18 protein-coding genes are annotated in these 18,602 nt (G+C 73.0%); 4 read left to right on the top strand and 14 right to left on the bottom strand.

Annotated features, from left to right (window positions below; all coding sequences use genetic code 11):
• Window positions 1–153 precede the first annotated feature (153 nt).
• A complete protein-coding gene (locus ACIBEA_RS34640; RefSeq protein WP_399267155.1) occupies window positions 154–1,164 on the bottom strand; it encodes a GlxA family transcriptional regulator in 1,011 nt (336 codons plus the stop codon).
• Window positions 1,165–1,234: 70 nt separating this feature from the next.
• Here ACIBEA_RS34640 and ACIBEA_RS34635 point away from each other — a divergent pair, with 70 nt between their 5' ends.
• Window positions 1,235–2,575 carry an MFS transporter gene (locus ACIBEA_RS34635; protein WP_399267154.1) on the top strand — a complete coding sequence of 447 codons (1,341 nt, stop codon included), beginning with the start codon at window positions 1,235–1,237 and terminating at the stop codon, window positions 2,573–2,575.
• A gap of 17 nt (window positions 2,576–2,592) precedes the next feature.
• Here the strand turns inward: ACIBEA_RS34635 and ACIBEA_RS34630 are convergent, their stop codons facing one another.
• The 7 genes from ACIBEA_RS34630 to ACIBEA_RS34600 form a co-directional block, all read right to left on the bottom strand.
• The gene (locus ACIBEA_RS34630; RefSeq protein ID WP_399267153.1) at window positions 2,593–2,964 is read right to left on the bottom strand and encodes a cytidine deaminase; all 372 of its coding nucleotides are present in this window, start codon (window positions 2,962–2,964) and stop codon (window positions 2,593–2,595) included.
• A gap of 110 nt (window positions 2,965–3,074) precedes the next feature.
• The gene (locus tag ACIBEA_RS34625; protein WP_399267152.1) at window positions 3,075–3,803 is read right to left on the bottom strand and encodes a hypothetical protein; all 729 of its coding nucleotides are present in this window, start codon (window positions 3,801–3,803) and stop codon (window positions 3,075–3,077) included.
• Window positions 3,804–3,948: 145 nt separating this feature from the next.
• Complete coding sequence (locus tag ACIBEA_RS34620; protein ID WP_399267151.1) at window positions 3,949–4,302, bottom strand: MmcQ/YjbR family DNA-binding protein; 354 nt, start codon at window positions 4,300–4,302, stop codon at window positions 3,949–3,951.
• Window positions 4,299–5,603 (bottom strand): hemolysin family protein, encoded by a 1,305-nt coding sequence (locus tag ACIBEA_RS34615; protein ID WP_399267150.1) that lies wholly within the window; start codon window positions 5,601–5,603, stop codon window positions 4,299–4,301. The genes ACIBEA_RS34620 and ACIBEA_RS34615 overlap by 4 nt, the downstream gene beginning before the upstream one ends.
• The gene (gene ybeY, locus ACIBEA_RS34610; protein WP_399267149.1) at window positions 5,600–6,097 is read right to left on the bottom strand and encodes an rRNA maturation RNase YbeY; all 498 of its coding nucleotides are present in this window, start codon (window positions 6,095–6,097) and stop codon (window positions 5,600–5,602) included. Before ybeY ends, ACIBEA_RS34615 begins: the two co-directional genes overlap by 4 nt.
• A 12-nt stretch (window positions 6,098–6,109) precedes the next feature.
• Entirely contained in the window at window positions 6,110–8,209 is a 2,100-nt protein-coding gene (locus ACIBEA_RS34605) for a PhoH family protein (RefSeq protein WP_399267148.1), read from the bottom strand.
• Between the two features lie 141 nt (window positions 8,210–8,350).
• Window positions 8,351–9,499 carry a PfkB family carbohydrate kinase gene (locus ACIBEA_RS34600; protein ID WP_399267147.1) on the bottom strand — a complete coding sequence of 383 codons (1,149 nt, stop codon included), beginning with the start codon at window positions 9,497–9,499 and terminating at the stop codon, window positions 8,351–8,353.
• Between the two features lie 197 nt (window positions 9,500–9,696).
• Here ACIBEA_RS34600 and ACIBEA_RS34595 point away from each other — a divergent pair, with 197 nt between their 5' ends.
• Window positions 9,697–11,151 carry an MFS transporter gene (locus tag ACIBEA_RS34595; protein ID WP_399267146.1) on the top strand — a complete coding sequence of 485 codons (1,455 nt, stop codon included), beginning with the start codon at window positions 9,697–9,699 and terminating at the stop codon, window positions 11,149–11,151.
• Here the strand turns inward: ACIBEA_RS34595 and ACIBEA_RS34590 are convergent.
• From ACIBEA_RS34590 to hrcA, 6 genes are all read right to left on the bottom strand, one after another.
• Window positions 11,043–11,948, bottom strand: a complete 906-nt coding sequence (locus tag ACIBEA_RS34590) for a ribonuclease Z (RefSeq protein ID WP_399267145.1) — start codon at window positions 11,946–11,948, stop codon at window positions 11,043–11,045. The genes ACIBEA_RS34595 and ACIBEA_RS34590 overlap by 109 nt on opposite strands.
• A gap of 2 nt (window positions 11,949–11,950) precedes the next feature.
• Window positions 11,951–12,310, bottom strand: coding sequence for a histidine triad nucleotide-binding protein (locus ACIBEA_RS34585; protein ID WP_399267144.1), 360 nt, complete (start codon window positions 12,308–12,310; stop codon window positions 11,951–11,953).
• A gap of 301 nt (window positions 12,311–12,611) precedes the next feature.
• Window positions 12,612–13,355: a 16S rRNA (uracil(1498)-N(3))-methyltransferase gene (locus tag ACIBEA_RS34580; protein WP_399267143.1), complete on the bottom strand. Its 744-nt coding sequence runs from the start codon at window positions 13,353–13,355 to the stop codon at window positions 12,612–12,614.
• The gene (locus tag ACIBEA_RS34575) at window positions 13,352–14,443 is read right to left on the bottom strand and encodes a nitronate monooxygenase (RefSeq protein WP_399267142.1); all 1,092 of its coding nucleotides are present in this window, start codon (window positions 14,441–14,443) and stop codon (window positions 13,352–13,354) included. The genes ACIBEA_RS34580 and ACIBEA_RS34575 overlap by 4 nt, the downstream gene beginning before the upstream one ends.
• Window positions 14,444–14,555: 112 nt before the next feature.
• Window positions 14,556–15,692 carry a molecular chaperone DnaJ gene (dnaJ, locus tag ACIBEA_RS34570; protein ID WP_399267141.1) on the bottom strand — a complete coding sequence of 379 codons (1,137 nt, stop codon included), beginning with the start codon at window positions 15,690–15,692 and terminating at the stop codon, window positions 14,556–14,558.
• Window positions 15,693–16,709, bottom strand: a complete 1,017-nt coding sequence (hrcA, locus tag ACIBEA_RS34565) for a heat-inducible transcriptional repressor HrcA (RefSeq protein ID WP_399267140.1) — start codon at window positions 16,707–16,709, stop codon at window positions 15,693–15,695.
• Window positions 16,710–16,902: 193 nt separating this feature from the next.
• Here hrcA and ACIBEA_RS34560 point away from each other — a divergent pair, with 193 nt between their 5' ends.
• A complete protein-coding gene (locus ACIBEA_RS34560; protein WP_399267139.1) occupies window positions 16,903–17,628 on the top strand; it encodes an MBL fold metallo-hydrolase in 726 nt (241 codons plus the stop codon).
• 28 nt (window positions 17,629–17,656) lie between these two features.
• Complete coding sequence (locus ACIBEA_RS34555; RefSeq protein ID WP_399267138.1) at window positions 17,657–18,457, top strand: DUF3097 domain-containing protein; 801 nt, start codon at window positions 17,657–17,659, stop codon at window positions 18,455–18,457.
• Window positions 18,458–18,602: the final 145 nt, after the last annotated feature.

The following is an 18,602-nucleotide window of genomic DNA, read 5'->3' as shown; positions in this document are numbered from 1 at the left end:
GACACCCCCGCTGTCCACCTCGGCAGGGGGCCATTCACGAGCGGGCGGCGGAAGATGTCAAGGGAGCGGCCCGACGTCACCTGATGGGCCATCAGATGACGTCAGGTTCGAGCCTCTCCGCGCGCCCCCGGCCCCCACGCCCTCCCCGCGCCCTCACTCCCCTTCGCGCTGCCGGAAGGTCCGCCGGTACACCGTCGGACTCACCCCCAGCGCCGCCTGCACGTGCTTGCGCAGCGACTGGGCGTGGCCGAACCCCGCCTGCCGGGCGACCTCTTCCATCGGCAGTTCGGTGCGCTCCAGCAGCTGCCGGGCCCGCTCCACGCGCTGCATGACGATCCACTGGCCGGGGCTGACCCCGGACTCCTCCCGGAAGCGGCGGGTGAACGTCCGTACCGACATGGCCTCCTGGCGGGCCAGGTCGGTCAGCCGGACCGGCTCGTGCAGCCGGTCCAGGACCCAGGCGCGGGCCGCCGTGGTGCTGGCGAGCTCCGGCCGCGGCACCGGCCGCTCGATGAACTGGGCCTGGCCACCCTCCCGGTGGGGTGGCACGACCGTGCGCCGGGCCACGTCGTTGGCCACGGCCGCGCCGTGGTCGCGGCGCACGATGTGCAGGCACAGGTCGATCCCGGCGGCCACTCCGGCCGAGGTCAGCACGTCCCCGTCGTCCGTGTACAGCACGTCGGGATCGACCAGGACGGCCGGGAAGAGGCGCTGGAAGTGCGCGGCGGAGGCCCAATGGGTGGTGGCGCGACGGCCGTCGAGGTACCCGGCCGCGGCCAGCACGAACCCACCCGTGCAGATGGAGACGAGCCGGGTGCCGGGGCGCACGTGCGCGAGGGCGGCGGCGAGCTCGGGGGTGAGCCGCCCTTCGTAGTAGACCGGGCCCAGCTCGTAGGAGGCGGGCACGACCACCGTGTCGGCGGTGGCCAGGAGCTCCGGGCCGTGGGCGACCTCGATGGCGAAGTCGGCGTCGGTGCGGACCGGGCCGGGCGCGAGCCCGCAGGTGAGGATCTCGTACAGCGGCCGGCCCGCCGGATCGTGGGCGCGGCCGAAGATCCGGTGCGGGATGCCCAGCTCGAAGGGCAGCAGTCCGGTGAGGGCGAGGACGACCACGCGGTGCGGTCGGCCCCGGCGCGCGGCAGGGTTCGTGGCCCGATCGGTCATGGCTCGATCGTAGCGAACCCTGTCGGTCAGGCCACTGGATCACGGCTCCCGGGGGCCGGAAGCTGTTCCTGTGACCCAGACAGCGCCCCTCCCCGGCAACACCCCGCCCGACTCCGCCGCCCCGGCTCCGGCCCCGCGCCCCGCCGGGCGGATCCACCGCGCCTGGTCCGTCGCCGCCGTCACCTTCGTGACGATCATCGGGGCCGCGGCCTTCGCCTCCCTGCCCGGTCTGCTGCTCGACCCGCTGCACAAGGAGTTCGACTGGTCGCGCGGGACGATCGGCTTCGCCGTCTCGGTCAACCTCGCCCTGTACGGGCTGACCGCGCCCTTCGCCGCGTCCCTGATGGACCGCTACGGCATCCGCCGGATCGTGGTCGTCGCGCTGCTGGTGATATCCGGCGGCACGGCGGCCACCGTGTGGATGACCGAGTCCTGGCAGCTGGTGCTCTTCTGGGGCGTGCTCGTGGGGTTGGGCAGCGGTTCGATGGCGCTCGCCTTCGCGGCGACGGTGACCAACCGCTGGTTCACCGCCCGGCGCGGCCTGGTCACCGGCATCCTGACCGCGGCCGGCGCCTCCGGCCAGCTGGTCTTCCTGCCGCTGCTGGCCTGGCTGGTGGAGCACCACGGCTGGCGCCCGGCGGCGGTCACCGTCGCACTCGCCGCGCTGGCCGTCGTACCGTTCGTCTGGCTGCTGCTGCGCGACCACCCGGCGGACGTGGGGCTCGCCCCGTACGGCGGGGAGTACGCCCCCAAGCCCGCTCCGGTCCCGGGCGCCGCCCGGCGCACGCTCACCGTCCTCTTCAAGGCGGCCCGCACCGGCCCCTTCTGGCTGCTCGCCGGGACCTTCGCGATCTGCGGCGCCTCCACCAACGGCCTGGTCAAGACGCACTTCGTGCCCGCCGCGCACGACCACGGGATGCCGGTGACGGCGGCGGCCGGACTGCTGGCGGTGATCGGCGTCTTCGACGTGATCGGCACGGTGGCCTCCGGCTGGTTCACCGACCGCTTCGAGCCGCGCCGACTGCTGGCGGTCTACTACGCGCTGCGCGGGGTCTCGCTGCTCTTCCTGCCGATGCTGCTGGCACCCTCGGTGCACCCGCCGATGGTGTTCTTCATCGTCTTCTACGGCCTGGACTGGGTCGCGACCGTCCCGCCGACGATCGCCCTGTGCCGGGAGCAGTACGGCGAGGACAGCGCGATCGTCTTCGGCTGGGTGCTGGCCTCGCACCAGGTGGGTGCGGCGCTGGTGGCCTTCCTGGGCGGCCTGGCGCGGGACGCCTTCGGCTCGTACGACCCGGTCTGGTACGCCTCGGGGGCGCTGTGCGCGGTGGCCGCGCTGATGGCGATGGTGATCCGGCGCCGCCGCGACCCGCTCGCGCCGGCTCCGACCCCGCTCGCGGCCGGCGCCTGAGTAGGCGCGTACCTCGTTCAGCCGGCCGTGATCGTGGACTTCAGGGTGCCGTCCGGGGCCGCCAGCAGGACGGGGGTGGCCGCGCCGCCGAGGTCGCGGACGGCGGCCCGGTCGGCCTCGGTCACGCCGTCGGCCGCGCTGACCACGGCCGCGGCCTCCAGGGACTGGGCGCCGCTGGCCACGGCCATCGCGACGGCCGTGCGCAGCGCACTGAGCTTGAGCGATTCCAGCTCCACGGTCCCGGCGACGTACGTACGGCCCGTCTCGTCCCGCACCGCCGCCCCCTCGGGCACCGCGTTGCGGGCCCGGGCGCTGCGCGCCAGCGTGATGATCTTGCTGTCCTCGGGGCCGAGCGCGGCGCCGCCGTTGTCGTGATCGCTGTCCGTCATGCCGGAAAGCATAGGAGCGCCTCGGCGCGGCCGTACAACGGCCCCGCCGAGGCGCTCTCCCCTCCATACCCCCCCTGGCCCCCCGGCTCAGGGTTGCGACCGGTGCCGCGTCAGGCAGTCGGCTTGGTGGCCTTCAGCGAGGTCTCCACCTTGTGGATGGCGCGGTCGAAGTCCTTCTCCCCGCGCTGCCCCTCGCCCCAGTTGTTGTGGACGGTGCTGATCACCGCGCCGACCCGGATCACCGCGATGTCCTGGTCCACGACGTGCTCCTCGTTCTTGAACTGCACGCGCAGGCCGGTGGACTGCTCGCCGAGGGCCGGGATGTCGAAGACCTCGGCCTTGGCGAGGGCGGCCTTACCCTCGTAGGTGGCCTCGAAGGACCCGCAGGCCTTGACCGTCGCGGCCAGTGCGGTCACGGCGCGCTCGGCGTCGGCCGCGTTCTCGTAGCCGCTGACGTCCTGGAGCATCAGGCTGCTGCCGGAGGCGTCGCTGAAGACGGCCTGGCGGCTCATCTTGTAGTCGGTCAGCAGCCGGCCGGTGTTGACCAGGTCGACGACGGCCTTGCAGCTCTCCGGCTTGGCGGCGCCGAACTCGCGGCTCTTGGCGTCGCCGTTGTCGATGACGGTGTTCTCGTCGAGCTTCCACCCGCTGGAGAGGTCCGCCACCGTCAGCAGCACGCTCTGGGCCTGGTCGGCCGTCAGCGCGCCCCCCTTGGCGGGCGCTCCGGACGCGGCCGAGCCGCCCTCCTCACCGGCCTTCTCGCCGCCCTGGCACGCGGCGACGAGGAGCAGGGAGGCGGCCGCGAGGGCGGTCGCGGCGAAACGGGTACGGCGCTGCACGAGGACTCCAGGAACGGATCTTGCTTGGCGGAAGCAAACCTAAGCGTAAAGTAAGCAATTCCGATGATCCGAAGGTCATGCAAAATTGTGACCTTGCTCCCAGCCCGTTCCGCCCAGCGGCCCGCGCCCGTCCCCCGCTGCCGCCTCAGGGCCGGTCGAGCCGCAGCCGCTCCGCCCGCGGCAGCCCCGCCACCACCAGGTCGTACGAGTCCTCGACCAGCTCCTTGACCATCGCGTCCGGGAGCCCGCCCACGGTCACCGTGTTCCAGTGCCGCTTGTTCATGTGCCAGCCCGGGGCGACCGCCTCGTGCTCGGCGCGCAACCGCACCGCGGCTTCCGGTTCGCACTTGAGATTGACCGTGAGCGGGGTCCCGTCGAGCGCCGAGAGCGCGAACATCTTCCCCAGCACCTTGAAGACCGAGGTCTCCGGATTGAACGGGAACTCCTCGACCACGGCGTTGAATCCGAGGCAGAAGGCGCGCAGCTCGGCGGGCGTCATGCGCTCTCCCCCTCGACGGCCGGCGCCGGTTCGACCGGCTCGACCAGCACGGTGACGATCTTGTTCCGGCGGCCCGCCGGCGATTCGGCGGTCAGCCTCAACGAGCGGCCGTCGGGCAGGTCCTGGAGCGCGGAAGCCCCCGCGATCGGCACCCGGCCGAGCGCCTTGGCGAGCAGTCCGCCGACCGTCTCCACGTCCTCGTCGTCGAAGTCCTCCACCCCGAACAGCTCGCCGAGGTCGGTGATGTCGAGACGGGCCGTCACCCGGTAGCGGTCGCCGCCGAGCTCCTCGACGGGCGGCAGTTCGCGGTCGTACTCGTCGGTGATCTCGCCGACGATCTCCTCCAGGATGTCCTCGATGGTGACGATCCCGGCCGTGCCGCCGTACTCGTCGATGACGACGGCGACGTGGTTGCGGACCTGCTGCATCTCGCGCAGCAGGTCGCCCGCGTTCTTCGTGTCGGGCACGAAGACTGCCGGGCGTATGGCGGTGGTGACGAGTTCGGACTCCGCCTCGCGGCTGACGTGCGTCTTGCGGACCAGGTCCTTGAGGTAGACGATCCCGACGATGTCGTCCTCGTTCTCCCCGGTGACCGGGATGCGCGAGAAGCCCGACCGCAGTGCGAGCGTGGTCGCCTGACGGATCGTCTTGTACCGCTCGATGCAGATCAGGTCGGTGCGCGGCACCATCACCTCGCGCACCAGCGTGTCGCCGAGCTCGAAGACCTGGTGCACCATGCGGCGCTCGTCGTCCTCGATCAGCGATTCCTTCTCCGCCAGGTCGACCATCGCGCGCAGCTCGGCCTCGGAGGCGAACGGCCCCTTGCGGAAGCCCTTCCCGGGGGTCAGCGCGTTGCCGATGAGGATCAGCAGCTGCGGGATCGGGCCCATCACCCTGGCCAGCGGGACCAGGACGTACGCCGCCGCGGTCGCCGTGTTCAGCGGGTGCTGGCGGCCGATCGTACGGGGGGAGACGCCCACCGCGACGAAGGAGACCAGCACCATCACGGCGATGGCCGTGAGCAGCGCCCGCCAGTTGTCTCCGAGGGCGTCGAGGCACACGTAGGTGACGAGGACGCCCGCCGCCATCTCGCAGGTCACCCGCACCAGCAGGGCCACGTTGAGGTAGCGGGTCGGGTCGGCGACGACCTGGGCGAGCTTGGCGCTGCCGCGCCGCCCCTCGCGCACGGCCTGCTCGGCGCGGAAGCTGGACATGCGGGCGATCCCGGATTCGGCGCAGGCCGCGAACCAGGCCACCACGACCAGCAGGACCGCCCCGGTGATCAGCTGGGGGGCGGTCACGAGACGGTGGGAGCGGGAGAGGCCCCGGTCATCCCGCGCTCGCCGCGCCAGCCGTCCACGATGGCCGCCTGCAGGCCGAACATCTCGACCTTCTCGTCGGGCTCCTCGTGGTCGTAGCCGAGCAGGTGCAGCACCCCGTGGACGGTGAGGAGCTGGAGCTCCTCGTCCATGGAGTGCTGCGTCGGGGCGTCCTCGCCCTGCCTCTTGGCGACCTCGGGGCAGAGCACGATGTCACCGAGGAGCCCCTGCGGGGGCTCCTCGTCGTCCTTCGACGGCGGACGCAGTTCGTCCATCGGGAAGGACATGACGTCGGTGGGTCCGGGCAGGTCCATCCACTGGATGTGCAGCTGCTCCATCGCGGCCTCGTCGACCACGATGACGGACAGCTCGGACAGCGGGTGGATCCTCATCCGGGTGAGCGCGTAGCGGGCGATGTCGAGGATCGCCTGCTCGTCGACATCGGTTCCGGACTCGTTGTTGACGTCGATCGACATGGTGCTTCTGGACTACTTCCCGTTGTGGCTGTCGTACTGCTCGTACGCGTCGACGATACGGCCGACGAGCTTGTGCCGGACGACATCCTCGGAGGTGAGCCGCGAGAAGTGGATGTCGGGGACCCCTTCGAGGATCTCCTGGACCTGACGCAGACCGCTCTTGGTCCCGCCCGGGAGGTCGACCTGGGTCACGTCACCGGTGACCACGATCTTCGAGTCGAACCCGAGCCGGGTGAGGAACATCTTCATCTGCTCGGGCGTGGTGTTCTGCGCCTCGTCGAGCACGACGAATGCCTCATTGAGGGTGTTGTGCGTCAGCAAGTAGTCCTGGGTGACGTACAGCGAGTCCTCGGCGGCCACCTGGATGCACACCGCCTCCTCACGGCCCGCCGGCTCGATGGAGTCGATGAAACGCATCGGGCGCCCACCGCCACCAGCCGCGCGGTAGGTGTCCCGCTTCCGGGCGAGGCGGAAGGGCTCGACGTCGTCGGGGAGACGGATCTCGACGACGTGCGAGTCGAAGCGGTGGATGCCCAGCGCGCTCCCCTGTGCCCTGCCCTCGGCCCTGCGGCGCCGGGTGTACGCCACACCGCCGAGGGACTGGACGAGGGCGATCACGTCGTCGCGCAGGATGATCGACGAGGTGGAGTACTGGATCCGGCAGGTCCGGTCCCGTTGGGTGACCGGTCCCCCGTCGGAGTCGAGCAGCCCTTGGAGCACCGCGAGACGGACCTCGGCCGTGTTGAAGAGGTAGTCGTCCGGCACGAACTTGGAGTGGGAACGACTGCCCAGGAGATCCAGTTCCCGCATCACCTGAGTGACGGGATTCGCCAGGGTGACCACGTCGCCGGGCGACTTCACCCTGTTCAGGACGTAGTCGGGGCCGCGCTTGTGCCGGGCCACGACACCTGGGAGCGCGTCCTCCAGCGCGCGGACGAGCTCTTCGTCCTCGGTGGAGAACGACGGGGTGGTGGAGCCAGTGACGCATCCGTCCCCGAGCAGGAGTCCCAGGGCGTACGGGTCCATGGGAACCGTCCGGGCGGGGAAGGCGACGGGAGCGGTCAGCGTCGGCAGCTCATAGCGGCGGGCGTGCGCCGCGCGGAGGTTGCCGATCATCTCCTTCGTCTCCAGGACCCGCCACGGCTTGTCGCGCCGCCTGTCCGACGCCGTACGGACCGTCCAGAGGTGCTCGCCGCAGCACAGGGTCCAGGAGCCGTCCTGTGCGGTCACGCGGTAGATGTCCTTCTCGCCCTGCGGGTAGACCCCGAGGACCGGCGTCGGCTCGCCGTTGGACCCGACGACGAGGTCACCCACCCGCAGGTCGCCCATGCGGCGCCAGCCGTCCGGCGTCAACACCTTGGTGAACACCGGCTGAGCCCTACCCCGCATATAGGCCAGGGGCGCCACCTCGATGGTGCCCGCCGCCATCAGGCGCGGGATCGAATCGGGGTCGATCATGTCGTGCAGCGCGTCGTAGAGCGGGCGCAGGTACGGGTCGATCTTGTCGAAGAGGCTGCCCGGCAGGAAGCCGAGGCGCTCGCCCGCCTCGACCGCGGGGCGGGTCAGGATGATCCGGTTGACCTGCTTGGACTGCAGGGCCTGGACCGCCTTGGCCATCGCCAGGTAGGTCTTGCCGGTACCGGCGGGGCCGATGCCGAAGACGATCGTGTTCTTGTCGATCGCGTCGACGTACCGCTTCTGGTTGAGGGTCTTGGGGCGGATGGTGCGGCCGCGGCTGGAGAGGATGTTCTGGGTGAGCACCTCGGCCGGGGTCTCCTCGCCGCCCCGGCTGCCGTCGCCCGTGCCATTGGCGCGGAGCATCGCGATCGACCGTTCCACTGCGTCCTCCGTCATCGGCTGTCCGGTGCGGAGCACCAGCATCATCTCGTCGAAGAGGCGCTGGACGAGGGCGACTTCCGCCGCTTCCCCGACCGCGCTTACCTGGTTGCCCCGCACATGGATGTCGGTGGCGGGGAACGCCCGCTCGATCACGCGCAAGAGGGCGTCTCCCGATCCGAGCACCGTCACCATCGGGTGCTTGGCCGGGACGGTGAAGTGGGCTCGCGCCTGCCCCGGCACTGCGGGGGTGCGGGCTGTCGGTGTCTGAGTCATGGGCCGGCTCTGAGGCCTGCACATACCTCCCGTCGAGGGGTCTCGCCGATCGACGACCCTCTGGATTACCAAGCGTACGACTCCGCACCCGGATGCCCGAAGGGATTTCCCGAGCTCCCGCGGCAGGTCACGAGCCGCGGCCTACGCGGAGTGGCGGAAGCCGATCGTGGGCACCGCACGGCGCCGGACGGCCCGGCGCGCCTCCTCGGCCGCCGCGGCGGCGTCCCCGGGCACCAGGTCCTCCAGGAACCCGTAGTGCCGCAGCCCCTCGGGGACCCCGCCGGGCCGGGCCCGCAGGGCGTGCCACCAGTGGGCCACCTCCGGCCAGCCGGGGGCGGACAGCGAGCCGCCGAACTCCTGCACGGACAGGGCCGCGGTCAGGCCGGCGAAGGCGAGCCGGTCCGCGAGCGGCCAGCCCGCGAGGGTGCCGGTGACGAAGCCCGCCACGTACACGTCGCCCGCGCCCGTGGGGTCCAGGGCCTCCACCTCGATCGCCGGGACCTCGGCGCTCTCCCCGGTCCGGCCGTCCACCGCGTACGAGCCCTGCGCGCCCATCGTGACCACCGCGATCGGCACCCGCTCGGCCAGGGCCCGGGCCGCCGCGCGCGGGCAGTCCGTCCCCGTGTACCGCACCGCCTCCGCGGCGTTCGGCAGGAAGGCCTCGCAGTGGTCCAGGTCGCCCAGCGCGTCCAGGTCCCAGCGCCCGCTCTCGTCCCAGCCGACGTCCGCGAAGACCCGGGCCCCGCGGCGCGCGGCCGCGGCGACCCACTCCTCGCGGCGCCCGGGGGCCAGTGAGGCGACCGCGGCCCTGGCCCGGGGCGGACAGTCCGGGATGGGGTCGGAAGCGGCTCCGGGGGGCGCCTCGTGGCCGTGGGAGACCATCGTGCGCTCGCCCTCGTAGGCCATCGAGACGGTGACGGGCGAATGCCAGCCGGAAATCCGGCGCGACATCGCCAAGTCGATGCCCTCGCCCTGCTCCAGGGCGTCCCAGCAGTACTCGCCGTAGTGGTCGTCGCCGAAGGCCGCGGCGAGCGAGGTGTGCAGCCCGAGCCGGGCCAGCGCGGTCGCCATGTTGGCGACTCCGCCGGGGCTGGAACCCATGCCGCGGGCCCAGGACTCGGTGCCGCGCACCGGGGCCGAGTCGAGGCCGGTGAAGATGATGTCGAGGAAGACCGTGCCGGTCAGGAAGACGTCGCAGTCCGGATCGCGGGGCGAGCGGATCGGACCGAGCGGGTCCACCTGCTCGCCGGTGGCTCTGTTCCCGTTCTGGCGGCTGTTGCGACTGGTCACGGCGTGTTCCCCGTTTCGTACGCGGCGTGGAGGGTCCGGAAGGCTGCCAGCCCTGCCCTCCCGGGACCGGCGCAAACCCCAGTGTGTCCCAGATCACCACCGGATCGCTCTTCTCCCCAACTCCGGTCGCTTGATAGATATTGGCCCCCGCTTCTCACGCGGTGCCTCGAACCACCCGCGCGCCACCTGGATCCACCGTGTCCGACCACGCTCCGGAGCACCCCGCCTCCTGGCCCCTCGTCGCCCTCTTCACCGCCGGCTACGTCGCCCCGTACCTGCTGCCCACGGTGGTCGGACGGCTCGACGCGCACCTCCCGCTCAGCTCCGCCCAGGCCGGGCTCATCGGCTCGGTGCTGCTGCTCGGCTCCGCCACCGCCGGTTTCGCCCTCGCCTCGCGCATCCCGCGCCACGGGCCGCGCCCGCTCGCCCGGCTCGGGCTGCTGCTCGCCGTCGCGGGCTACGCCGCGGCCGCCGCCACCTCCCTGGTGCCGCTGGTCGTGGTGGGGGCCGTGGTCGGCGGCTTCGGTTCCGGTACGGCCACCGCCGTCGCCGCCGCCGGGATCGCCGGCCAGCGGGATCCGCACCGCACGTCGGCCGTGGGGCTGCTGTCGGTGTCGGCGACCGCGGGGGCGCTGTACCTGACCCTGCCCCGGCTCGGCGGCGGCCACGGGCTGCCCTTCGCCGCGATCGCGCTGGTCGCGGCCCTGGCCTGGCCCGCCACCGGGCGCCTCGCCGGGCCGCCGGGCGGCGGTGGGCGGGGCGCCGGGGGGCGGGGCGTCGTAGGGGGCTCCGCCTCGCGGCTGCCGAACCCGCGGGCCGGGTCGGTGCTGGCCGGGGCGCTGATGCTGTGGTCGCTGGCCCAGAACGCGCTGTGGGGGGTCAGCGGCCGGATCGGATCCCAGCAGGCGGGCCTGTCCGAGGTGACGCTGGGCATGGTCTTCGCGGCCGCGCTCGGCGCCGGGCTGCTCGGGGTCACCGCCGCCTCCGCGCTGGGCGCGCGGCTCGGCCGGGCGGTGCCGATCGGGGCGGGCACGGCCCTGATCGCGCTCTGCGTGGCCGCGTCCTCCGCCGCGCGGGACCTGGGCTCCTTCGCCGCGGGCGAGATCCTGTGGAACGCGCTCTACCCGGTGGTCCTCTCGTACGCCATCGGTCTCGCCGCGGCGCTGGATCCGCGCGGCCGCTGGGCGGTGCTGGCGGGCTCCGCGTCCTCCCTCGGGGTGGCGTGCGGCCCGGTCACGGGCAGTCTGCTGGCCGAGCGGGCGGGGTTCCCGGGGATGGGGCTGGCGCTGGGCGGGCTGCTGCTGGCGGTGGCCGTGCCGTTGACCGCCGTCGCCCTGCACGCGGGGGGCCGCCCGCTGGTGCCGGGTTCGGTACGGCGCCGGGGCGGGGCCCCGGCCGCGGTCCTGGCGGCGGGGGCCGGGGCGGCGCTCTCCGGGCGGCTGCCGCGTGTGGGCGCGCCGGAGTTGACGGTCGTCGACGTGACCGTACGGCCGTTGCCGGGGCGCACGCCGCTGCGGGTGCTGCTGCGGTCCCCGGCGGCCCGCTACCCGCGCTTGGGCAGCGGGACCCGGGCGAGGTCGGCCGCGATGGTCAGCTCGCCCTCGAACCCGGCGGCGCGGGCCTCGCGTTCGAAGTCGGCCGGGTCCGTGTAGCGCTGCGAGAAGTGGGTCAGCACGAGGTGGCGGACCCCGGCCGCGCGGGCGACCCGGGCGGCCTGGGCGGCCGTCAGGTGTCCGTGGTCGGTGGCGAGGCGCTCGTCCGCGTCGAGGAACGTGGACTCGATGACCAGCATGTCGCAGCCCTCGGCGAGGGCGTCGACGCCGGGGCAGAGCCGGGTGTCCATGACGAACGCGAAGCGCTGGCCCGGCTTGTGCTCGCTGACGTCGTCGAGGGTGACGCCGTTCAGCTCGCCGTCGCGCCGGAGCCGACCGACGTCGGGGCCCTCGATCCCGTGGCGGGCGAGCAGTTCGGGCACCATGCGGCGCCCGTCGGGCTCGGTGATCCGGTACCCGAAGGACTCCACGGGGTGCGAGAGCAGCCGGGCCTCCAGGGTGTACGTCGCCCCGCTCGCCAGCACCCCGTCGGCGGTGACGGGGGCTTCGGCGAGCGCGACCGTCTCCCGGTAGGCGGTGGCGTAGCGCAGCCGGTCGAAGAACTTCTGGCCGGAGGCGGGGTAGTGCGCGGTGACGGGGTGCGGGACCTGGTCGAGGTTGATCCGCTGGATCACCCCGGCGAGGCCGAGGCTGTGGTCACCGTGGAAGTGGGTGACGCAGATCCGGTTGATGTCGTGCGCGGCGACTCCGGCCCGCAGCATCTGGCGCTGCGTGCCCTCGCCCGGGTCGAAGAGGATGCCCTCGCCGTCCCAGCGCAGGAGGTAGCCGTTGTGGTTGCGGTGGCGCGTGGGCACCTGGCTGGCGGTGCCCAGCACCACGAACTCGCGTACGGACACGGCTATCCCGGGGGCCATTCCAGGCCGCGGCCACCGAGCACGTGGGCGTGCGCGTGGAAGACGGTCTGGCCGGCGCCCGCGCCGGTGTTGAAGACGATCCGGTAGCCGGAGCCGTCGACCTTCTCCTGCGCCGCGATCTCTCCGGCGGCGCGCAGCACGTCGCCCGCGACGGCGGGTTCGGCGGCGGCGAGGGAGGCGGCGTCCGGGTAGTGGACCTTGGGGATGACGAGGACGTGCGTCGGCGCCTTGGGGCTTATGTCCCGGAAGGCGAGGGTCGTCTCGGTCTCGTGGACGACGGTCGAGGGGATCTCACCCTTGACGATCTTGCAGAACAGGCAGTCAGCCTGAGGTTCCCCGGCCATGTGCGGCGCCTCCGTAGCAGTGATCGACTCCCCGCATCGTAACGAACCCCGCCACCGGGTTCCGGTGCGCGATCCGAACCGCGGCGCCGGGACGACTCCCGCCGAACCGCCTCCGGCGGCGCCTCAAACGCCGGCGGGGCTGAACCTTGCCCACCGGCCCCGCCACATCAAGCCCGCCCGGCGATTGAGGGCCCGCCGGAGGCACGCACGCCGACGGCGGGCGGCACCTCGGCCTCCGGCGGCGCCCCGAAGGCCGGCAGGGCTGAACCCGCCCACCGGCCCGCCCGGCGCAGCCGCCCGGCTACGACCAGCGGCCCGTGCGGGCCAGGAGGACGGCCGCCGCGGCGGTACCGGCGGTGGAGGTCCGCAGGACGGACCGCCCCAACCGGTACGGCTTCGCCCCCGCCTCCTCGAACACGGCCAACTCCTCCGGCGAGACCCCGCCCTCGGGCCCGACGACGACCACGATCGCCCCCGCCACCGGAAGCTCCGCCGTGGCCAGCGCCAGCGACGCCGCGTCGCGGTCCTCGTGCAGGACCACCGCCAGGTCCGCCCCGGCCAGCAGCGCGGCGACCTGCTTCGTGGACATCGCCTCGGCGACCTCGGGGAACCGGACCCGGCGGGACTGCTTGCCGGCCTCCCGCGCGGTCGCCCGCCACTTCCCCAGCGCCTTCGCCCCCCGCTCCCCGCGCCACTGCGTGATGCACCGCGAGGCCTGCCACGGCACCACCGCGTCGACCCCGGTCTCGGTCATCGTCTCGACGGCCAGCTCGCCCCGGTCCCCCTTCGGCAGCGCCTGGACCACAGTGATCCGTACCGCCGGCTCCGGCTCCTCATGGACCGATTCGACCGACACCACCAGCCGGTCCTTGCCCTCCGCCGCCTTGACCACGGCTTCGGCCCACCGCCCGCGGCCGTCCGCGAGGACCACCGCCTCGCCGGGGTTCAGCCGCTTCACGGACACCGCGTGGCGGCCCTCGGAACCGTCCAGGACGAACTCCGGCCCCGCGGGGACCTCTTCGACCACGAATACCGGGGCGGTCATGACGCACTCCTCATCTTCAACATCTGCAACACGCGCTGCGCTTCCGCCAGTTCGGCCGCCAGCACCTCCACCAGCTGCCCGGCGGGCAACGGCCTGGCCAACCGGTGCCCCTGCCCCGCCCACAGCGCCATGCCCTGCGGGTCCCCGGCCGCCGCCGCGGCCTTGCGCAGGCCGGAGGTGATGTGGTGGACCTGGGGGTAGGCGGCCGGCGCGTACGGCCCGTGCTCCCGCATGAAGCGGTTGACCAGCCCGCGCGCCGGTCGGCCGGAGAAGGCCCGGGTGAGTTCCGTGTGCGTGAACAGCGGGTCGGTCAGGGCCTTCTTGTGCGCCGGGTCGGCGCCCGACTCGGGACAGGCCAGGAAGGCGGTGCCGAGCTGCGCGGCCTCCGCGCCCGCGGCCAGCACGGCGGCGATCTGCGAGCCCCGCATGATGCCGCCCGCGGCGACGATCGGGAGCGCGACGGCTTCCCGCACCAGCCCGACCAGCGCCAGCAGGCCGACGCCCGCCGTCCCGTCGAGGTGCGGGTCGTCGCGGTGCGTGCCCTGGTGGCCGCCCGCCTCGATGCCCTGGACGCAGACGCAGTCGGCGCCCGCGTCCTGCGCGGCCTTGGCCTCCTCGACGGAGGTCACGGTGACCACGGTGCGGGTGCCGGCCTGGCGCAGCGCCGAGAGCACCTCGGCCGGGGGGCAGCCGAAGGTGAAGGAGACCACCGGAACGGGGTCTTCGAGGAGGATGGCGAGTTTGGCGTCGTAGCCGTCGTCGCAGGTGCCGACGGTGTCCTCGGGCGCGAGGGAGATCTCGTACCAGCTGGCCTCACCGGCGAGCTGCCCGCGGTAGGCCTCGACGGCGGCGGGGTCGACCGAAGTGGTCTGCGGTACGAAGAGGTTGACGCCGAAAGGGCGGCGGGTCAGCCCGCGCAGCCGCTTGATCTCCTGGTACATGCCGTCGGCGGTCTTGTAGCCGCCTGCCAGGTAGCCCAGCCCGCCCGCCTCGCACACGGCGGCGGCCAGCGGCGGGCAGGAACCGCCGCCCGCCATCGGGGCCTGCACGATCGGGTACTGGTGAAGACCGTTCGGTGCGGAGGACATGCCGAGCATCGTGCCATGTCCCCCGCACCAGACCGAATCGTGCAATTCGCCTGGCATAGTCCGGTTCCCCGGTGTGCCGGACGCCCGCCCGGGGCGTCCTTCGCCAGTGCGGTCAGCGCCCGTTGAAGGCGTCCTTCAACCGACTGAAGAGGCCCTGCTGCCCGGGCTGGAACTGCCCGGTGGGCCGCTCCTCGCCGCGCAGCTTCGCCAGCTGGCGCAGCAACTCCTCCTGCTGCGCGTCCAGCTTGTTCGGGGTCATGACCTCGACGTGGACGATCAGGTCGCCACGGCCGCCGCCGCGCAGGTGCGTGACGCCGCGGCCGTGCAGCGGGATGGACTGGCCCGACTGGGTGCCGGGGCGGACGTCCACCTCTTCGAGGCCGTCCAGGGTCTCCAGCGGGCACTTCGTGCCGAGGGAGGCCGCCGTCATCGGGATCGTGACCGTGCAGTGCAGGTCGTCCCCGCGGCGCTGGAAGGTCGAGTGCGGCAGCTCGTGGATCTCGACGTAGAGGTCGCCGGCGGGGCCGCCGCCGGGGCCGACCTCGCCCTCGCCCGCGAGCTGGATGCGGGTGCCGTTCTCGACACCGGCCGGGATCTTGACCGTCAGGGTGCGGCGGGAACGGACCCGGCCGTCGCCCGCGCACTCGGGGCACGGGGTCGGGACCACGGTGCCGAAGCCCTGGCACTGCGGGCAGGGCCGCGAGGTCATGACCTGGCCCAGGAAGGACCGGGTGACCTGCGAGACCTCGCCGCGGCCGCGACACATGTCACACGTCTGCGCCGAGGTGCCGGGTGCGGCGCCCTCACCGGAGCAGGTGGTGCAGACGACGGCCGTGTCGACCTGGATGTCCTTGGTCGTCCCGAAGGCCGCCTCGTCGAGTTCCAGGTCGAGGCGGATCATGGCGTCCTGGCCCCGGCGGGTCCGCGAGCGCGGTCCGCGCTGCGAGGCCTGCCCGAAGAAGGCGTCCATGATGTCCGAGAAGTTGCCGAAGCCGCCGGCTCCGAACCCGCCCGCTCCGCCGCCGCCCGAGGAGGACAGCGGGTCGCCGCCGAGGTCGTAGACCTGCTTCTTCTGCGGGTCCGACAGCACCTCGTAGGCCGCGTTGATCTCCTTGAAGCGCTCTTGCGTCTTCGGGTCCGGATTCACATCCGGGTGGAGTTCACGCGCGAGGCGCCGGAAGGCCTTCTTGATCTCGTCCTGGGAAGCGTCGCGGCGCACGCCGAGTACGGCGTAGTAGTCCGTGGCCACTTACGACTCCGCCAGGATCTGTCCGACGTAACGTGCCACTGCGCGTACCGCTCCCATCGTTCCGGGGTAGTCCATGCGGGTCGGTCCGACCACGCCGAGTTTGGCGACTGCTTCGCCGCCCGAACCGTAACCGACCGAGACGACCGACGTGGAGTTCAGTCCCTCGTAGGCGTTCTCGTGCCCGATCCGTACGGCCATTCCCGACTCACTGGCCTCGCCCAGCAGCTTGAGGAGCACGACCTGCTCCTCCAGCGCTTCGAGCACCGGCCTGATCGTCAGGGGAAAATCGTGTCCGAAGCGGGTGAGATTGGCGGTGCCGCCGATCATCAGCCGTTCTTCGGCTTCCTCCACGAGGGTTTCGAGGAGGGTGGCGAGGACGGTGGAGACCGTCGCCCGGTCCTCGGTCTCGAAGGACTCCGGGAGGTCCTGCACCAGCGGCGGCACGTCGGTGAACCGGCGGCCGACGATCCGGCTGTTGAGCCGCGCCCGCAGGTCGGCCAGAGAGGTCTCCCCGAAGGGCGTCTGGCAGTCGATGAGCCGCTGCTCGACCCGGCCCGTGTCCGTGATCAGTACGAGCATCAGGCGGGCCGGGGCCAGCAGGAGCAGCTCGACGTGGCGGACGGTGGAGCGGGTCAGGCTGGGGTACTGGACGACGGCGACCTGCCGGGTGAGCTGCGCCAGCAGCCGCACCGTGCGACCGACGACGTCGTCGAGGTCCACGGCGCCGTCGAGGAAGTTCTGGATGGCCCTGCGCTCGGGCGTCGACAGCGGTTTGACGCCCGCCAGTCTGTCGACGAAGAGGCGGTAGCCCTTGTCCGTGGGGATGCGCCCCGCGCTGGTGTGGGGTTGGGCGATGTAGCCCTCTTCCTCCAGCACGGCCATGTCGTTGCGCACGGTGGCGGGCGAGACGCCGAGCCGGTGCCGCTCGGTGAGCGCCTTGGAGCCGACCGGCTCCTCCGTCCCGACGTAGTCCTGGACGATGGCGCGGAGCACTTCGAGTCTGCGTTCGCTGAGCATCGCGCACACCTCCGTCTGTGATGCCTGTTCGTGTGGAGCCTGTCCACCGGCCGTCATGGCGGGTGCCACTGGCACTCGCGGTCGGTGAGTGCCAGAGATCCCCCGGTCAGTGTACGGCGGGTACGTACGGCGTTAGCAAGGGCGGCCCGTCAAGGTACCGCGCGGGGAGCGACCGCTCGACTAGCGTCGCCGCATGGACGTGAGTTGGGAAGACGCGGGTTGGGAACGGCTGACCGAGCGGTCCGGCCGGCTGCGACTGCCGGTGTGGGACTGCACCGCGGGGCTGGTGGTGGGCGATGACGCGGTCCTGCTCATCGACCCCGGATCCTCCGTCGCGGAGGGGGCGGGGCTGCGGGTGGCGGCGGAGCGAATGACGGGCCGCCGGGTGACGCATATCGCATTCACGCACGGCCATTTCGATCACGTTCTGGGCGCGGCGGCCTTCCCGGAGGCCCAGGTGTACGGCGCGGTGGGCCTCGACGCGCTGCTGATCACCGGCCGGGACGGGCTGCGCGAGGACGCCGTGCGGCACGGGCTGGCGCGGGCGGAGGCGGCCGCGGCGACCGAGTCGCTGGTCGCCCCGGGGCATCTGGTGTCGGGCGAGTGGACCCTGGAGCTGGGCGCGGTGCAGGTGCTGCTGGCCAATGTGGGACCCGGGCACACCGGGCACGACCTCGCGGTGTTCGTGCCGGGCGGCCGGGAGGTGGTCTTCTGCGGGGATCTGGTCGAGGAGTCCGGGGAGCCGCAGGCGGGCCCGGACGCGGTGCCCGCGCAGTGGCCCGCCGCCGTGGACCGGCTGCTGTCACTGGGCGGCGACGACGCGCTGTACGTGCCCGGTCACGGAGCGGTGGTCGACGCGGCCTTCGTGCGTGCGCAACGCGACACACTGGCCCTGCGGTACGGCGTGTCGCGTGCGTGAGGCCGTGGGGCCTCCTAGCGTCGGCCGGATGCGTGAGTACTCGTCCGACCTGACCCCCGCGTGGAAGCGCCCCCGCCCCGTCCCCGAGGTCCCCGCGGACCTCGACGTGGTGGTCGAGGAGGCCGGTACGGGCTTCTGCGGGGCCGTCGTCGGCTGCGAGGCGGGCACGGTGACCCTGGAGGACCGCTTCGGCAAGCGGCGGGTGTTCCCGATGGAAGCGCGCGGCTTCCTGCTGGACGGGGCCGTGGTGACCCTGGTGCGCCCCTCCAGGGCCCCGGCGGCCCCCGCGCGCACGGCCTCGGGCTCGATCGCGGTCCCGGGCGCACGGGCGCGGGTGGCGCGGGCGGGCCGGATCTACGTGGAGGGCCGCCACGACGCCGAACTGGTCGAGCGGGTCTGGGGCGACGACCTGCGCATCGAGGGCGTGGTGGTGGAGTACCTGGAGGGCATCGACGACCTCGCGGCGATCGTGGCGGACTTCGCCCCGGGGCCGGACGCGCGCCTCGGCGTGCTGGTCGACCACCTGGTCGCCGGCTCGAAGGAGTCCCGCATCGCGGCCGCGGTGACCTCGCCGGACGTCCTGGTCGCGGGCCACCCGTACATCGACGTCTGGCAGGCGGTGAAGCCGTCCGCCCTCGGCATCCCGGCCTGGCCGGTGGTCCCCCGGGGCCAGGACTGGAAGACGGGCGTCTGCCGCGCCCTGGGGTGGCCGGAGAACACGGGCGCCGCCTGGCAGCACATCCTGTCCCGCGTCCACTCCTACCAGGACCTGGAGCCGGAACTCCTGGGCCGCGTAGAAGAACTCATCGACTTCGTCACAGCCCCCTGACCACCCCACCCCCGATCACCCCCGCCGGGCCACATCCAGCCCCGCCGGGGGGGGGGGGGGGGGCCCCCGCGGGGCCCCCGCCCCCCCGCCCCCCCCCCCCCCCCCCCCCCCCCCCCCCCCCCCCGCCCCCCCGCGGGGGGGGGCC

The organism is Streptomyces sp. NPDC051555 (genome assembly GCF_044454405.1).
Classification (GTDB): domain Bacteria; phylum Actinomycetota; class Actinomycetes; order Streptomycetales; family Streptomycetaceae; genus Streptomyces.
The sequence above is the reverse complement of the archived record's forward strand: the minus strand, read 5'-3'. Positions and strand labels throughout refer to the sequence as shown.

What these genes read in the sequence shown, in the direction of transcription:
- ACIBEA_RS34640 (WP_399267155.1), bottom strand. Translation starts at nt 1,164, where the DNA reads ATGACCGATCGGGCCACGAACCCTGCCGCGCGCCGGGGCCGACCGCAC.
- ACIBEA_RS34630 (WP_399267153.1), bottom strand. Translation starts at nt 2,964, where the DNA reads ATGACGGACAGCGATCACGACAACGGCGGCGCCGCGCTCGGCCCCGAG.
- ACIBEA_RS34620 (WP_399267151.1), bottom strand. Translation starts at nt 4,302, where the DNA reads ATGACGCCCGCCGAGCTGCGCGCCTTCTGCCTCGGATTCAACGCCGTG.
- ybeY (WP_399267149.1), bottom strand. Translation starts at nt 6,097, where the DNA reads ATGTCGATCGACGTCAACAACGAGTCCGGAACCGATGTCGACGAGCAG.
- ACIBEA_RS34605 (WP_399267148.1), bottom strand. Translation starts at nt 8,209, where the DNA reads ATGACTCAGACACCGACAGCCCGCACCCCCGCAGTGCCGGGGCAGGCG.
- ACIBEA_RS34585 (WP_399267144.1), bottom strand. Translation starts at nt 12,310, where the DNA reads ATGGCCGGGGAACCTCAGGCTGACTGCCTGTTCTGCAAGATCGTCAAG.
- ACIBEA_RS34580 (WP_399267143.1), bottom strand. Translation starts at nt 13,355, where the DNA reads ATGACCGCCCCGGTATTCGTGGTCGAAGAGGTCCCCGCGGGGCCGGAG.
- ACIBEA_RS34575 (WP_399267142.1), bottom strand. Translation starts at nt 14,443, where the DNA reads ATGTCCTCCGCACCGAACGGTCTTCACCAGTACCCGATCGTGCAGGCC.
- hrcA (WP_399267140.1), bottom strand. Translation starts at nt 16,709, where the DNA reads ATGCTCAGCGAACGCAGACTCGAAGTGCTCCGCGCCATCGTCCAGGAC.
- ACIBEA_RS34560 (WP_399267139.1), top strand. Translation starts at nt 16,903, where the DNA reads ATGGACGTGAGTTGGGAAGACGCGGGTTGGGAACGGCTGACCGAGCGG.
- ACIBEA_RS34555 (WP_399267138.1), top strand. Translation starts at nt 17,657, where the DNA reads ATGCGTGAGTACTCGTCCGACCTGACCCCCGCGTGGAAGCGCCCCCGC.